Source organism: Polaribacter gochangensis, assembly GCF_046224025.1.
Taxonomy (GTDB): Bacteria; Bacteroidota; Bacteroidia; order Flavobacteriales; family Flavobacteriaceae; genus Polaribacter; species Polaribacter gochangensis.
In genome coordinates, this window is the sequence record NZ_JBJXRF010000001.1 from 360907 (window position 1) to 376422 (window position 15516).

Annotated in this window: 11 protein-coding genes and 1 tRNA gene; 6 read left to right on the forward strand and 6 right to left on the reverse strand. The window is 32.1% G+C overall.

Annotation, left to right across the window (positions count from 1 at the left end; all coding sequences use genetic code 11):
- Positions 1-22 precede the first annotated feature (22 nt).
- A complete protein-coding gene (locus ACEWL1_RS01670; protein ID WP_409231551.1) occupies positions 23-1309 on the reverse strand; it encodes a c-type cytochrome in 1287 nt (428 codons plus the stop codon).
- Positions 1310-1532: 223 nt separating this feature from the next.
- Between ACEWL1_RS01670 and ACEWL1_RS01675 the strand changes: the two genes are divergently transcribed.
- Entirely contained in the window at positions 1533-1883 is a 351-nt protein-coding gene (locus ACEWL1_RS01675) for an SPOR domain-containing protein (protein ID WP_409231552.1), read from the forward strand.
- 59 nt (positions 1884-1942) lie between these two features.
- Here ACEWL1_RS01675 and infB read toward each other — a convergent pair whose 3' ends face one another.
- From infB to rimP, 3 genes are all read right to left on the reverse strand, one after another.
- Positions 1943-4723, reverse strand: a complete 2781-nt coding sequence (infB, locus tag ACEWL1_RS01680) for a translation initiation factor IF-2 (protein ID WP_409231553.1) — start codon at positions 4721-4723, stop codon at positions 1943-1945.
- A gap of 97 nt (positions 4724-4820) precedes the next feature.
- A complete protein-coding gene (gene nusA, locus ACEWL1_RS01685; protein WP_409231554.1) occupies positions 4821-6077 on the reverse strand; it encodes a transcription termination factor NusA in 1257 nt (418 codons plus the stop codon).
- Positions 6078-6089: 12 nt separating this feature from the next.
- On the reverse strand, positions 6090-6551 hold the full coding sequence (gene rimP, locus ACEWL1_RS01690; RefSeq protein ID WP_409231555.1) for a ribosome assembly cofactor RimP: 462 nt from the start codon (positions 6549-6551) through the stop codon (positions 6090-6092).
- A gap of 165 nt (positions 6552-6716) precedes the next feature.
- Here rimP and ACEWL1_RS01695 point away from each other — a divergent pair, with 165 nt between their 5' ends.
- Positions 6717-7544, forward strand: coding sequence for a universal stress protein (locus ACEWL1_RS01695; protein WP_409231556.1), 828 nt, complete (start codon positions 6717-6719; stop codon positions 7542-7544).
- A gap of 54 nt (positions 7545-7598) precedes the next feature.
- On the opposite strand, the gene ACEWL1_RS01700 is transcribed toward ACEWL1_RS01695, so the two are convergent.
- Positions 7599-7670 (reverse strand) — tRNA-Gln (locus ACEWL1_RS01700).
- Between the two features lie 160 nt (positions 7671-7830).
- Between ACEWL1_RS01700 and ACEWL1_RS01705 the strand changes: the two genes are divergently transcribed.
- Both ACEWL1_RS01705 and ACEWL1_RS01710 read left to right on the forward strand, forming a co-directional pair.
- Positions 7831-10944, forward strand: a complete 3114-nt coding sequence (locus ACEWL1_RS01705) for a DUF2723 domain-containing protein (protein WP_409231557.1) — start codon at positions 7831-7833, stop codon at positions 10942-10944.
- Between the two features lie 11 nt (positions 10945-10955).
- Entirely contained in the window at positions 10956-11600 is a 645-nt protein-coding gene (locus ACEWL1_RS01710; RefSeq protein ID WP_409231558.1) for a polysaccharide deacetylase family protein, read from the forward strand.
- Here the strand turns inward: ACEWL1_RS01710 and ACEWL1_RS01715 are convergent.
- A complete protein-coding gene (locus ACEWL1_RS01715) occupies positions 11597-11890 on the reverse strand; it encodes a thioredoxin family protein (RefSeq protein ID WP_301402527.1) in 294 nt (97 codons plus the stop codon). The genes ACEWL1_RS01710 and ACEWL1_RS01715 overlap by 4 nt on opposite strands.
- 309 nt (positions 11891-12199) lie before the next feature.
- On the opposite strand from ACEWL1_RS01715, the gene polA reads away from it, so the two are divergent.
- Both polA and ACEWL1_RS01725 read left to right on the forward strand, forming a co-directional pair.
- Positions 12200-15064, forward strand: a complete 2865-nt coding sequence (gene polA, locus ACEWL1_RS01720) for a DNA polymerase I (protein ID WP_409231559.1) — start codon at positions 12200-12202, stop codon at positions 15062-15064.
- A gap of 11 nt (positions 15065-15075) precedes the next feature.
- Positions 15076-15456, forward strand: coding sequence for a hypothetical protein (locus ACEWL1_RS01725; protein ID WP_409231560.1), 381 nt, complete (start codon positions 15076-15078; stop codon positions 15454-15456).
- The last annotated feature ends 60 nt before the right edge of the window (positions 15457-15516 follow it).

Sequence of the window (15516 nt, forward strand, 5' to 3'; positions counted from 1 at the left end):
TTTGTTTTTTACTTTCTAATTATTAATAATGACACTTACCACATTCTTTTCCCCCTAATTGAGCAACTGTAACAGACTCAACACCATACTTTTTAGATAACTGTTCGTGGATTTTAGTATAATATGCATTTCCTTTTAAATCTACTTTAGTCTCTTTATGACAATCTATACACCAACCCATCGTTAACGGAGAGAACTGATATACTTCATCCATAGTCTCAACAGGACCATGACATGTTTGACATTTTTGATTCCCAACGGTTACGTGTTGAGAGTGATTGAAATATGCAAAATCTGGCAGATTATGCACTCTTACCCATTTAATAGGCTGTGTTTCTCCAGTATAAGACAAGTTATCTGCATCCCATCCAGCTGCTTTATATAATTTTTGTATTTCAGCATCTAACTCAGCTTTTCCGAAGCCCATAGATTCAATTTTAGTATCTTCTGCTACTTCTGAAATGTTTTTATGACAATTCATACAAACATTTACTGATGGAATTCCAGATGTTTTACTATGTTTTGCTGAAGAATGACAGTATTGGCAATCTATCTTATTATCTCCGGCGTGTATTGTATGTGAAAATGCAATTGGCTGAATTGGTTGATATCCTTCGTCAACTCCTATTTGAAATAAGGTACCAAACAAAACATATGCTGTAGTTAAGGCTAAGAAAATTGTAAGCAATACATGTAAAAATGTATTTCTTTTAAATCCTATCCATAAATCTTGAATGTTTCCTGCTAAACCTGGAGTTTTTGGTGCCCCTTTTAATTCACTAATCACTTTTAACAAGCTAGAAATAATTAAAATTCCAACTACAATAATTGCTATTAAAATTCTAGTCAACCAAGGTGAAGCCTCCTTTTCAGCAGCAACAACAGTTCCCACAGCTGTAGCTCCAGCTTTCTTAGGATCACCTACCGTTGTATAATAAATAATATCTTCAATATTTTTATCACTTAACTGAGGAAAAGGTGTCATTGGAGAACCATTGTACTCATCAAAAATTGCTATTGCATCTGCATCTCCAGATGCTCTTAAAGCATTGTTATCTTTAATCCAAGACTTTAACCAATCTGCCTCTCTTCTCTCTTCAATCCCTCCTAAAGCTGGTCCTACGAACTTTTTATCAAGCTTATGACATGAAGAACATAATGATTTAAACAACTTTCTCCCTTCTGATTGCCTCTCTGCATCAACTCCGTCTTGAGCTTGCAAAGAAAATGTCATTAAAAAAAATAAAAGGAAAGTGAAACTTTTTAATAGTAATCTGCTTAATTGACTGTGATTTTCCACACTTTTCATATTATAAAATATAAATTTTCTATCTAGTTTGGTGCTTATATTAAATTCAAAACCTAAATAAAATAGATCTTTGAACAGCTCCACAAAAGTAGCATTTATCTCCAAATTTTGAAATGCTAATATAATGTTAATTCATAATTTATATCCATTCTAAATAAAGTTGAATACTAAACTTGTATGAAACAAGTTGTTACTTTTGTAAAAAAGTTTTAAAATGATGAATATGAAATCAGTTTTTGTGTGTTTTTTATTTACAATTATTCTTGGGATAACAAACATAAATGGACAAACAACAACAAGTAACGAAGTAAAATCACTTATTAAAAAGAAAATTGAATACAATAAAAAAAATGGCTATGGCTTTAGAATCCAACTAGATAGCGGACCAGAAACCGTTATAAAAACTACCCAAAGTAAATTTAGATTAGAACACCCAACAATTAAAACATATATTTTATTTGAATCTCCTGAATGGAAGGTTCAAATTGGAGATTATAAAACAAGGCTAGAGGCTGATAAAGTTTTGAATAAAATTAAAATGAAATTTCCTTCGGCAATTATTGTCCCTAGATAAAAATATCAAAAAAAAAGGAGCGAAAATTCGCTCCTTTTTTTTATGCTTATAATTGATTTTTATTTCAATTTTTTCTTAACCGCTACTTCATGGTAAGCTTCAATAATGTCGCCAACTTTAATATCATTGTAGCCTTTTATCTGAATACCACAATCATATCCTTTAGCAACTTCTTTTACATCATCTTTAAATCGTTTCAATGCCTCTAAAGTTCCAGAATGAACCACGATACCTTCTCTAATAACCCTAATCATTGAGTTTCTTAGTATTTTACCAGACATCACCATACAACCCGCAATGTTACCAACTTTAGAGATTTTATACACCTCTCTAATTTCAACATTTCCAGTAATTTCTTCTTTCATATCTGGAGAAAGCATTCCTTCCATCGCATCTTTAAGATCATTAATAGCATCATAAATAATTGAGTAGTTTCTAATATCTACCTCTTCTTTATCTGCAATAACTCTTGCATTTACTTGTGGACGAACGTTAAACCCGATTACAATTGCATCAGATGCTGATGCTAATAATACGTCAGATTCTGTAATTGCTCCAACTCCTTTATGAATAATATTTACTTGAATCTCATCTGTAGATAATTTCTGAAATGAATCCGTTAATGCTTCTACAGAACCATCTACATCTCCTTTTAAAATGATGTTTAATTCTTTAAAGTCTCCTAACGCAATTCTTCTTCCGATTTCATCAAGTGTTAATGTTTTCTGAGTTCTCACAGATTGTTCTCTTTGTAATTGAGATCGTTTAGATGCAATTTGTTTTGCTTCTCTTTCATCTTCAAATACATTGAATTTATCTCCAGCTTGTGGAGCGCCATCTAAACCTAATATGGATACTGGAGTTGATGGCCCAGCTTCTGTTAAGTTGGTTCCTTTATCATCGAACATTGCTTTTACCTTACCGCTGTTTTTACCAGCTAGCATGTAATCTCCGATTTTTAAAGTTCCGGCTTGTACTAAAATTGTAGTAACATAACCTCTTCCTTTATCTAATAAAGCTTCAACAACTGCTCCGGTGGCTAATTTATTCGGATTTGCTTTTAATTCTAAGACCTCAGCTTCAAGCAATACTTTTTCTAATAATTCTGGAATTCCTTCTCCGGTTTTAGCAGAAATATCTTGTGATTGAATATTTCCTCCCCATTCTTCTATTAATAAATTCATCGCAGATAATTGTGTTTTTACATTATCTGGATTGGCATTTGGTTTATCAATTTTATTGATTGCAAATATGATTGGAACTCCCGCTGCTTGCGCATGAGAAATTGCCTCTTTAGTTTGCGGCATCACATCATCATCAGCTGCAACTACAATAATTACTAAATCTGTAACTTGAGCTCCACGAGCACGCATTGCCGTAAAGGCTTCGTGACCAGGAGTATCTAAAAATGCAATTTTTTGATCTCCAACCTTTACAGAATATGCACCAATATGTTGTGTAATTCCTCCTGACTCTCCTTCAATAACATTTGCTTTTCTAATATAATCTAATAAAGATGTTTTACCGTGATCTACGTGACCCATAACCGTAATAATTGGCGCACGAGTTTCTAAATCCTCTGGTTTATCTTCTATTTCAACTACAGCTTCTTCTACTTCTGCACCAACAAATTCTACTTTGTAATTAAACTCTTCAGCAACAATTACTAATGTTTCAGCATCTAAACGCTGATTCATCGTTACCATCATTCCTAAAGACATACATGCCGAAATGATATCAGTAACAGGAACATCCATCATGGTTGCAACTTCACTTACGGTAACAAATTCTGTTGCCTTTAAAATTTTATTTTCTGCAGCAGCTAATTCTTGATCTACTTCTGATTGTTGTCTGTGTTGATCTCTTTTATCTCTACGGTATTTTGCTCCTTTTCCTTTGCTAGATTTTCCTTGAAGTCTCTCTAAGGTTTCACGCACTTGCTTTTGAACCTCTGCCTCTGTTGGTTCTTCTTTTTTTACAGCTGGTCTTGCTGGTCCTCTTCCTTTAAATCCGCCTCTGCTGTTTCCACCAGTAGCTCTTCCAGGGTTGTTTCTAGCATTATTTGCTGGCTTAACAATTCTTTTTCTTTTCTTTTTGTCAGCAGCAGCATTTTTAGAAGCTGGCTTAGTTTCTGGCTTCTTCTTTTTAGGCTTTTCGAATTGCTTTAAATCAATTTTTTGACCTGTAATTCTTGGACCGTCTAATTTTTTATATTGTGTGGTAAGTTTTTCTGCATTTTCTGCAGTAATTTCCTCTACCACCTCGGGAGTAACCTCTGCTTTTACAACCTTTTTAGTTTCTTTAACTTTTACGTTCTCTGCTACTTTTAGCTTTTCTTCAGCCTTTACTTTGGCTACAGCTTTTGGCTTCTCCTCTTTCTTAACTTTCTTCTCAACAGGCTTTTCTTCTTTTACCGCTTGCTTTTCAACTTGTTTTTCGACAGGTTTTTCTACTTCTACCTTAGGTTGTTTTTTAGCAACAGGCTGATTGATATCAATCTTACCGACTGTCTTAACCTCTACCTTTTCAGCTTTTGCTTTTAAAATTTCTTTTTTAGCTTCTTCTTCTAAACGCTTTTTCTCTAGTTTAGCTTCTAGCTCTAATCTAATGGCTTCTTTTTCCTTTCTTTTTTCTTCTCCAACTTCTTTAGAAGCTGCCTTTTTAGTTTTATCTGTTTGAAAACCATCAAGTAGAACTTGATATACATCCCCAGATATTTTAGTAGTAGGACGCGCATCTATTTCGTGTCCATTTTTTGATAAATGTTCTACCGCTCTATCTAGAGAAATATTTAATTCTCTTAAAACTTTATTAAGCCTCATTGTTTTGCCTTCAGCCATATATTTTTACTATTTTGCTTTTAAAGAAAATACACTTTATACAATGTATAGTTATATTCTCAGAATAATTTATGATTTTAAGATTAACACATACATATTAATCTTCAAATTCGTCTTTTAATATTTGTTGAACCTCTAGAATTGTTTCCTCTTCTAAATCTGTTCTTTTCAACAATTCTGCTACGTCTTTTTCCAAGACGCTTCTTGCAGTGTCTAATCCTATTTTTTTCAATTCGTCAATTACCCATCCTTCGATTTCATCACCAAATTCTGTTAATTCAACATCTTCATCCTCTATTCCTTCTCGTTGTACATCAATTTCATATCCTGTTAATTGGCTTGCTAATCTAATATTTACACCACCTTTACCAATTGCTTTAGAAACTTCTTCTGGTTTTAAAAACACATTTACACGTCCTTTTTTACCATCTATTACTTCTTCTGCGGGTTTAATTTCCATTGAAACAATTTTTGCTGGACTTAATGCTCTGGCAATGTATAATTGTTCGTTTTTTGTATAATTGATTACGTCAATATTTTCATTTCCTAATTCACGTACAATTCCATGAATACGAGATCCTTTCATTCCAACACACGCTCCAACTGGGTCAATTCTATCATCATAAGAATCTACAGCTACTTTTGCTTTTTCTCCAGGAATTCTTGCAACACCTTCAATAGTAATCAAACCGTCGAAAACTTCTGGAATTTCTTGTTCAAATAGCTTTACTAAGAAGTTTGGTGAAGTTCTTGATAAAATAATTGCTGGTTTTGTTCCTCTTAATTCTACCGTCTTAATAACACCTCTAACTGAATCTCCTTTTCTAAAAAAGTCTGAACGAATTTGTTCGCTTTTAGGCAATACCAATTCATTACCTTCATCATCTAGTAAAATTACTGCATTATGACGAATATGATGCACTTCTGCACTATAAATTTCTCCTTCTAAATCTTTAAACTGCTTAAAGATGTTTGTACTATCGTGTTCTTGAATCTTAGAAATTAAATTCTGACGCAAAGCTAAGATAGCTCTTCTTCCTAAATCAATTAATTTTACTTCTTCAGATACATCTTCGCCAATTTCAAAATCAGGCTCAATTTTTCTTGCCTCCGCTAATTCAATCTCCTCATTATCGTCTTCTGACATTCCATCTGCAACAACAACCCTATTTCTCCAAATTTCTAAATCTCCTTTATCTGGATTAATAATAATATCAAAATTATCATCTGATCCAAATTTACGCTTCAATGCAGCTCTAAAAACTTCTTCTAAAATAGACATCAATGTTACTCTGTCTATGCTCTTATTGTCTTTAAATTCTGAAAATGAATCAATTAAATCTATATTTTCCATTCAACTCTTTTATTAAAAAATTATCTTCACTTTTGCTTCAACTATATCCGAATAAGCTATTGTTTCTGTTTTTTCAACAGTAACTTTCCCTTTACCTATTGGTTTTGGCTCTCTTGCTTTCCAAGATATTATGATATTATCTTTATTTACTTCTGTTAAAGTTCCTTCTACCTTTTTATCAATCATTTTAACAGTTATAATTCTGTTAAGGTTTTTAATGTATTGCCTTTTAACCTTTAAAGGCTCTGCAATATCAGGAGAAGTAACTTCTAACGCAAAATCGTCTACTTCTCTATCTAAGTTCCCCTCAATACTTCTATTAATTCTTATACATTCACTTAAAGAAACGCCTTGATCACCATCAATCACAATCTGAATTTTGTTCCCTGGTAAAAAAAACAATTCAATCAAATACAAAGATTGGTTTTCTTCCAACGCTTCCTCTAATAAATCTTGAATCTTTTTTTTATTCATTTTTGGTATAAAAAGAGGGGCTTATAGCCCCCTTCATTCTTCTTTTACGTTATTTTTGCTGCAAATATACTAACTTATTCATAAATACCCAAATAGCTTAGAGTTAAATATTTTTTTTGTACATTTGTGAACCTCCTGTAACTTTTTTTTTAAAATTTTTCAACTATGAAAAAAATTCTAGTTCCTATAGATTTTTCTGTACAGTCTGAGTATGCGATGAAATTAGCTTCAAAAATTGCAAATGAAACAGAAATAGAAGTACACCTCTTACATTTACTAGAACTTCCTAAAGGCCATGTAGACATGGGTTCTGGGAGTAATTTTGGCATACCTCAAAGCATGTTTTACATTCAAAAGACACAAGAGAAAATTATTAAAATTAAAAAAGATTTTTTTAGTTCTGACACTAAAGTCAAGTATGCAATTCGCTTTGACAAACCTTCTGAAGGCATTTTAAAATTTAACTCAAAAATAAATGCCGACCTTATTCTAATGGGATCAAAAGAAATAAGCATTTTTGATGAATTATTAATTGGCTCAAATATTAAAAGAACTGTTAGAAACGCTAACACACCTGTTTTAGTGGTCAAGAACGACCCTAAAGAATTTAATGTAAAAGAATTGGTTTTCACATCTAATTTTAATGAAGAAGACAGAAAATCTTTTGAGGTTTTATTAGATTTTTCTAAAAAGTTTAAAAGCAAAATTCATCTATTAAATGTTAATACAATGAATCGCTTTAAAAGCACTAAAAAATCAAAACAAAAAATGGAGACTTTTTTAAGTTCATACCAAAACTTAGAACATTCTATCAATGTATATGATGATGATTCTATAGAAAACGGGATCTTAAACTTTTCTAAAGAAATAAATGCCGATTTAATAGCACTTTCCACTCATGAAAGCAGTGGTATCTTTAGACTTTTTAACAGAAGCATCAGTAAAAGTCTTTCTAAAAAATCTTTAAAACCAGTGTTTACTTTCTTTATCTAGGTTACAAAAAAGCATAAAAAGCAAAAACCTCACTATAAATAGTGAGGTTTTTTGTTGGCCTACAAGGACTCGAACCTTGAATGTCGGTACCAAAAACCGGTGTGTTGCCAATTACACCATAGGCCAATTGCGGGTGCAAATTTAATTCAAACTTTTAATATTGCAAATGTTTTTTTAGTTTTTTTATTTTTAACAGTTTTTTATCACAGTAAATTGCTAGTTGCCACGTTTTAACAACCTAAATTTACTTATAATTTAGTAAATTCGCCACACATATTTAAATTTAATGATGACACAATCTACTTACGAAAAATGGAATACAATTGCCGGATGGTTTGTATTTGCCATTGCCCTAATAACTTACACACTAACATTAGAACCAACAGTGAGTGCTTGGGATTGTGGAGAATATATCTCTACAGCTGTAAAATTAGAAGTTGGTCATCCACCAGGAGCGCCATTGTTTCAGATGCTGGGAGCTTTTTTTGCTATGTTTACGAGTGAATTAGACGGAATTGCAAAAATGGTCAATTTTATGTCTGCCTTGGCGAGTGCATTTACCATCTTATTTATGTTTTGGACCATTACCAATTTGGCTAAAAAAATGACAAAAGATGAAGGTGACTCATCATTATCTAGTGTGATTGCTATTCTTGGATCTGGAGTTGTTGGAGCTTTAGCTTATACTTTTTCAGATAGTTTTTGGTTTAGTGCTGTTGAAGGAGAAGTATATGCAATGTCGTCATTCTTAATGGCAATTTTATTTTGGCTTGGTTTAAAGTGGGAAAATGAAATGCATTTACCAAGAGGAAATAGATGGTTACTACTTATTAGTTTTGTGGTTGGATTATCGTTTGGTGTTCACATCTTATCATTATTGGTGATCCCTGCAATTGTAATGTTGTATTTCTTTAAAACATATCATACTATAACTATAAAAACTACTGCAGTTGCAACAGTAATCTCTGTTGTTATTTTAGCGTTTGTCTTTAAGTTTTTATTTCCGTACACATTACAATTTTTCAGTTCAACAGAAATATTCTTTGTAAACACCATCGGATTACCCTTTAATTCTGGAAGTATTATTGCCGCAATCATTTTAATTGCTGTGTTTTATTACGGTATAAAATACACACGTAAAAAGAACAAAGTAAACTTAAACACGCTAATCTTATCAATACTGTTTATTATGATGGGATTCTCATCTTGGTTAATGTTGCCAATTAGAGCTAACGCAAACACTACAATTAACGAGAACAATCCGTCTAGTGCAAGAGAATTATTAGCGTATTATAATAGAGAACAATATGGCGATGCCAATGTTTTTTACGACACCTATTATTCTATCAAATACAATACAGACGATTTAGATAAAAACAACCCGTATGTAGATGGAAAACCAAAATATGAAAAAGATTTAAAGAATAAAAAATATGTTATTGTAAATAAATACAAAAACACAGACCCTAATTATTCTTCAAGACACAAAGGGTTTATTCCAAGAATGGTAGATCCAGATCGAGAAGCCAATTACAAAGCAATTGTTGGCATTCCAGCAAATTCTAAAAGACGACCAACTTTTTCTGAGAACATTCATTTTATGCTGAGTTTTCAATTTGGCTATATGTATGGACGCTATTTTATGTGGAATTTTGCCGGACGACAAAATGATAAACAAGGGCAATTAGATATTTTTAATGGAAATTGGATTAGCGGAATTGATTTTATTGATGAAGCAAGATTGGGTTCTCAGCAAAATTTACCAGACGACGTAAAAGATAATAAAGGAAGAAATAAATACTACTTTTTACCTTTAATTTTAGGAATTATAGGATTGTTGTATCAAGTAAAATTTGATAAGAAAAATTTCTATTCCTTATTTTTATTCTTTGTTTTTACAGGATTTGCAGTAATTTTCTATACAAATCCAAAATCATTTGAAGTTAGAGAACGAGATTATGCCATTGTTGGCTCCTTTTACATTTTTGCCATTTGGATTGGTTTTGGGGTTTTTGCCTTGTATCAATATTTAAAACATTTAGGAAACAAAAAAACCATTGCAATTGCCGTTTCTGTAATTTCATTATTGGCAGTTCCTACTTTAATGGCATCCGAAAACTGGGACGATCACGACAGATCCAATCGCTTTACAACGCGTTTAAATGCACAAGCGTATTTAGAATCTACAGACCCATATGCAATTATGTTTACCATTGGCGATAATGATACGTTTCCGCTTTGGTACATGCAAGAAGTTGAAGGAATTCGAAGAGATGTAAAACTAGTAAACACCAGCTTATTTGCAACCGATTGGTACATAGATCAAATGAAAAGAGCAACCTATGAAGCGCCACCAATTCCTTCGCAATTAACACACGACAAGTACAAAACTGGCTCTTTAGATGTTGCCTATCATTTACCACATCCACAGTTTAAAGATTCAGTTATCGGAATAAAAGATTTTATGAGATGGATAGCAAGCGATAATGATGTTACGTATTATATCAATGAAGAAGACAGATTAAAAACATATCCAACAAACAGAATTAGAATTCCCGTTAACAAAGAAAATGCGTTAAAAAGTGGAATTGTAGCTGCAAAAGATGCAGATAAAATGGTTGATTTTATCGACATTACTATTGATGAAAGAGGCTTGTCTAAAAACCGAATTTTAATGTTAGACATCTTAGCAAATTTTGATTGGAAACAACCTATTTACTTTACAGGTGGCGCAAATGAAGACGGAGAATATATTTGGTTAAAAGATTATTTACAGTTAGACGGAATGGCTTTTAAATTGGTTCCTATTAAAACACCAATGATTGAAGTTGATGCTGCTGGAAATAAAATTAGAGAGCGAACCATGTTTGATATGGGACGCATCGATTCTGAAAAAATGTACAACAATATTCAGAAATTAGAATGGAGAAATATCAATAGCGGTAAAATTTATATTGACGAACAAACACGTAAAAATGCCATCTCATTGCGTAATAATATGCTGCGTTTGGCAGAAACTTTTGCAGATGAAAACAACTTTGAAAAAGCAGAAGAAATTCTAGATTTATCTCTAGAAAAAATGCCAATTGAAGAGTTTGATCATTATAGTATTGCTTTAGGCTATCCAGAGATTTATTATCAAATTGGAAAACCAGAAAAAGCTAGGAAAACAGTTGACACTTTGATTAAAATACTACAACAGAAACTACTTTGGTATAGCACTTATGATCTTAAATACAGTAATGTGATTATTGAAGAATTACAAAATGTGCTGTTGATGTACAAAAGAGGTGTTTTAGAACAAGTGATAACAAGTGATAGAGACACTGTTTATGCTAAAAAACTACAACAAGACTTTATGGATTCTATGAATTTATTTGACCATTTGATGGAAGAATAAGAAGCCAACTTATGAAATTGTATCTTACAAAAACGCCCCGTATAATTCAACAGATTTTCAAGAATTATACGTGGCGTTTTTCTTCGGATAAAAAAGAAATTTACCTCACTTTTGATGATGGTCCAACTCCTATAATAACCGAATTTGTTTTATCTGAATTAAAAAAACACAATGCAAAAGCTACTTTTTTTTGTATTGGAAAAAATATAAAAAAGCATCCTGAAGTTTTCAAAAAAATTATATCCGAAAAACATACTATTGGCAACCACACTCAAAATCATCTAAATGGTTGGAAGCATAAAAAAAACAACTACTTAGAAAATGTTTTAGAAGTTGAAAAAACTTTGAAAGTTTCTAACTTTGAACCTTTGAACCTTAATTTATTTCGCCCTCCTTATGGTAAAATAAAAAGAAGTCAAACAAAAAAATTACGAAGCTTAGGTTTTAAGATTATTCTGTGGGATGTGTTGAGTGCAGATTTTGACACTTCTATCTCCAAAAAGAAATGCTTAGAAAACGTATTAAAAAACACTACAAACGGAAGCATTATTGTTTTTCATGACAGCGTAAAAGCGTCAGAAAAACTAACATACGTTTTACCAAAAGTATTGAAATATTATACTGAAAAAGGATTTGTTTTTAAAGCTATTGCTTAAACATATTGTTGTACCAAACCAATTAGAGTGTTTGCATCTTGTTCACCCGTTTGACGCCATTTCATTTCGCCATTTTTATAAATCATAAAAGTTGGATTTCCTTTAACACGCAAAGTGTCAGCAAGAATTTCGTTCTTTTTTATATCAATCTTAATCACTTTAGCTTTATCGCCAAGAGCAGCTGCAACATCTTTTAATGTATCAAGGTTATTTTCCTCGTCGTTCCAATCAAAATAAAAGTCTATTAAAACGGGCTTTTTTACATTAATTAACTCACCAAATTTTGTCATAATCTATAAGTTTTTAGGAGGAAAAACATACTAGTTACCTATTTGTTAGTTTACAAATATAACATTTTTGATTAAATCTACTGATTATCAAGGATTTTTCAACACTCTCAAAAAAGATTTGCTATCAAAAACACAATCAATATTAATAATTTCAACTATTAATAAACAAATTTTAACCTCCTGTAAAGGATCATTTGGTCATCCTTCACTAACAACAAAAGTAATAGTGCTGTCTTTATAAATTTCTAATGCAATCTAAACTTAAAAACGCATAAGTTTTTGTAGATTTATAACTTCAATATTTTTACAATGTCAGAACAAAAAAGAGTTTTTTTAGTTGATGCTTATGCATTAATTTTCCGTGGATATTATGCGTTTATCAAAAACCCAAGAATCAATAGCAAAGGTTTAGATACTTCTGCAATTATGGGTTTTATGAATTCATTATTAGATGTTATAAAACGCGAACGACCAGATAAACTGGCGGTTTGTTTTGACAAAGGCGGAAGTGTTGATAGAGTTGAACTATTTGAAGCTTATAAAGCAAATAGAGACGCAACTCCAGAAGCCATAAAAATTGCAGTTCCATATATTCAAGAAATCTTAAAAGCCATGCACATTCCAATTATGGTAAAAGAAGGTTTTGAAGCCGATGATGTGATTGGAACACTTTCTAAACAAGCAGAAAAAGAAGGTTATCAAACATTTATGGTAACGCCAGATAAAGATTTTGCTCAGTTAGTTTCAGAAAATATTTTTATGTACAAACCTCGTTTTGGGGGTGGTTATGATGTTTGGGGGGTTCCGGAAGTGCAAGAAAAATTTGGAGTTACAGATCCGTTACAAGTCATTGATTTTTTAGGAATGATGGGAGATTCTTCTGATAACATTCCTGGTTTGCCTGGCGTTGGAGAAAAAACTGCAAAAAAGTTTTTAACCGCTTATGGTTCTATGGAAAACTTGTTAGCAAATACACATGAGCTAAAAGGAAAAATGAAGGAGAAAGTGGAAGGCGCAAAAGAACTAGGATTGCTTTCTAAAAAATTAGCCACAATTATGTTGGATGTTCCTGTGACGTTTAACGCAAAGGATTTTGAACTTGATCAACCAGATATTGAAAAAGTTACCGAACTTTTTAACGAATTAGAATTCAGAAATTTATTGGTCAACTTTACCAGAACATTCGCCGTTAAAGAAGAAGAAAATTCCACAAAAACTACTGAAACAAAAGTGGTCGCTTCGACTACGCTCAGCGAACAAAAACACAAAAAACCTGTAAACAACAATAAAGACGGACAATTTGATTTGTTTGCTGCTCCAGGAACTGGAAACGTTTCTGAAGAAGAAGTTGCATCGGGATTTAAAACCATAAAAACAACCAATCATTTTTACCAACATATCGATTCGCCTTTGTCTCGAAAAATGTTGTTGAAAAAACTACTACAACAAACATCGGTTTGTTTTGATACCGAAACCACTGGTTTAAAAGCCTTAGAAGTTGAGTTAATCGGAATTGCATTTTCATACGAAATCGGAAAAGGATATTATGTTTCGTTTCCAGAAAATCAAGAAGAAACGAAAACGATTTTAGAAGAATTTCGTCCGTTTTTTGAATCCGAAGGAATTGAAAAAATTGGACATAATTTAAAATATGATATCAAAGTATTATCGAATTATGAAATGCCTGTAAAAGGGAAATTGTTCGATACGATGATTGCACATTATTTAATCAATCCAGATATGCGACATAATATGGATATGTTGGCAGAAACCTATTTGAATTATCAACCCGTTTCAATTACAGAACTGATTGGTAAAAAAGGAAAAAACCAACTTTCTATGCGTGTTATTCCTATTGCAGAACAAACAGAATATGCGGTGGAAGATGCAGATATCACTTTGCAATTAAAAGAACATTTTACCAAAGAATTAGAAAGCGGAAATGTGACCAAATTGTTTAACGAAATTGAAACTCCGTTAGTTTCTGTGCTTTCTGCAATGGAAATTGAAGGAATTAATATCAATTCTGAATTTTTAAAAGGATTGTCGGTTGAGTTGGCAAAAGACATTGATCGCTTAGAAAAAAGCGTATACGAACAAGCTGGAGAAGAATTTAATTTAGCATCGCCAAAGCAATTGGGAATTGTGTTGTTTGAAAAACTAAAATTGGTTGACAAACCTAAAAAGACCAAAACAGGACAATATGCAACTTCAGAAGATATTTTAAGTTATTTGGCAAAAGAACATCAAATTATTAGAGATATTTTAGAATTTCGTCAGTATAAAAAATTACAAAGCACCTATGTTGATGCGTTGCCAAATGAAGTCAATCCAAAAACAGGAAGAATTCACACCGTGTATGCACAAGCAGTTGCTGCAACTGGTCGTTTAAGTTCTAACAATCCGAATTTACAGAACATTCCGATTAGAACAGCACGCGGACGAGAAGTTCGGAAAGCGTTTATTCCGCGTGATGAAAATCATGTTTTATTGGCGGCAGATTATTCTCAAATTGAATTGCGAATTATCGCTTCTTTGAGTGAAGAAGAAACCATGATTGAAGCATTTAAAAACGGTGAAGATATTCACGCTTCAACCGCTGCAAAAGTATTTAATGTTCCGTTAAACGAAGTAACTCGCGAACAAAGAAGCAATGCAAAAACGGTGAACTTCGGAATTATTTACGGCGTTTCTGCTTTTGGGTTGAGCAATCAAACAGATTTATCTAGAAGCGAAGCCAAAGAGTTAATTGATACGTATTACGAAACTTATCCAAAGTTAAGAAGTTACATGTCTTCTTTGGTAGATTTTGCTAGAGATAATGGGTATGTAGAAACGGTTTTAAAAAGACGTCGTTATTTAAAAGACATCAATTCTAGAAATGCAGTTGTTAGAAATGCTGCTGAACGAAATGCGGTAAATGCGCCAATTCAAGGTTCGGCTGCGGATATTATTAAACTCGCAATGATTCATATTTTTAGACGTTTTGAAAAAGAAAACTTTAAGTCTAAAATGTTATTGCAAGTACATGATGAATTGGTTTTTGATGCACATAAAGACGAGTTAGAAATTATCAAACCAATTATCAAAGAAGAAATGGAAAATGCTTTTAAAATGGCGGTACCGTTAGATGTAGAAATGGGAATTGGGCAAAATTGGTTGGAAGCACATTAATAAAATTGTAAATGGAATTAGATTACATAGAAAATGTAAACAATCATGGCGAAAACGTAGTTCGGTTGTACAACTTTGACAAAGCTGAAGCAATTCAATTTAGAGATTTAATTAAAGACATTATTATTGCTAAAAAGCAGCGATTAGATTTATCTGAAGTTGATTTTATTCAGCCTCGCAATTGCAATTTACTTTTTGGTTTATTTAATTCTGACGAAGGAATACTTACCAAAGACAATGAGACCTTTTTCTGTGTTTTAACCATGGAAAGTTTTGTAAACATGGTGCAGCTTTTAGAACCTTTTTGCCAGAAAGAATCTAGAGGTTTTCAATATTTATATGATATTGACAATCCAACTGATTTATTGTTTTCACCGACTGCGAGTTGGTAAAAAAAAGGTTCTATTTTAAAGAAAATCAATGCTTAACGTCTATTTATAAAAAAACAAAAA

Excerpts from the sequence above, each read along its gene's own strand:
- ACEWL1_RS01670 (WP_409231551.1), bottom strand. The coding sequence starts at position 1,309 with ATGAAAAGTGTGGAAAATCACAGTCAATTAAGCAGATTACTATTAAAA.
- ACEWL1_RS01675 (WP_409231552.1), top strand. The coding sequence starts at position 1,533 with ATGAAATCAGTTTTTGTGTGTTTTTTATTTACAATTATTCTTGGGATA.
- infB (WP_409231553.1), bottom strand. The coding sequence starts at position 4,723 with ATGGCTGAAGGCAAAACAATGAGGCTTAATAAAGTTTTAAGAGAATTA.
- nusA (WP_409231554.1), bottom strand. The coding sequence starts at position 6,077 with ATGGAAAATATAGATTTAATTGATTCATTTTCAGAATTTAAAGACAAT.
- rimP (WP_409231555.1), bottom strand. The coding sequence starts at position 6,551 with ATGAATAAAAAAAAGATTCAAGATTTATTAGAGGAAGCGTTGGAAGAA.
- ACEWL1_RS01695 (WP_409231556.1), top strand. The coding sequence starts at position 6,717 with ATGAAAAAAATTCTAGTTCCTATAGATTTTTCTGTACAGTCTGAGTAT.
- ACEWL1_RS01705 (WP_409231557.1), top strand. The coding sequence starts at position 7,831 with ATGATGACACAATCTACTTACGAAAAATGGAATACAATTGCCGGATGG.
- ACEWL1_RS01710 (WP_409231558.1), top strand. The coding sequence starts at position 10,956 with ATGAAATTGTATCTTACAAAAACGCCCCGTATAATTCAACAGATTTTC.
- ACEWL1_RS01715 (WP_301402527.1), bottom strand. The coding sequence starts at position 11,890 with ATGACAAAATTTGGTGAGTTAATTAATGTAAAAAAGCCCGTTTTAATA.
- polA (WP_409231559.1), top strand. The coding sequence starts at position 12,200 with ATGTCAGAACAAAAAAGAGTTTTTTTAGTTGATGCTTATGCATTAATT.
- ACEWL1_RS01725 (WP_409231560.1), top strand. The coding sequence starts at position 15,076 with ATGGAATTAGATTACATAGAAAATGTAAACAATCATGGCGAAAACGTA.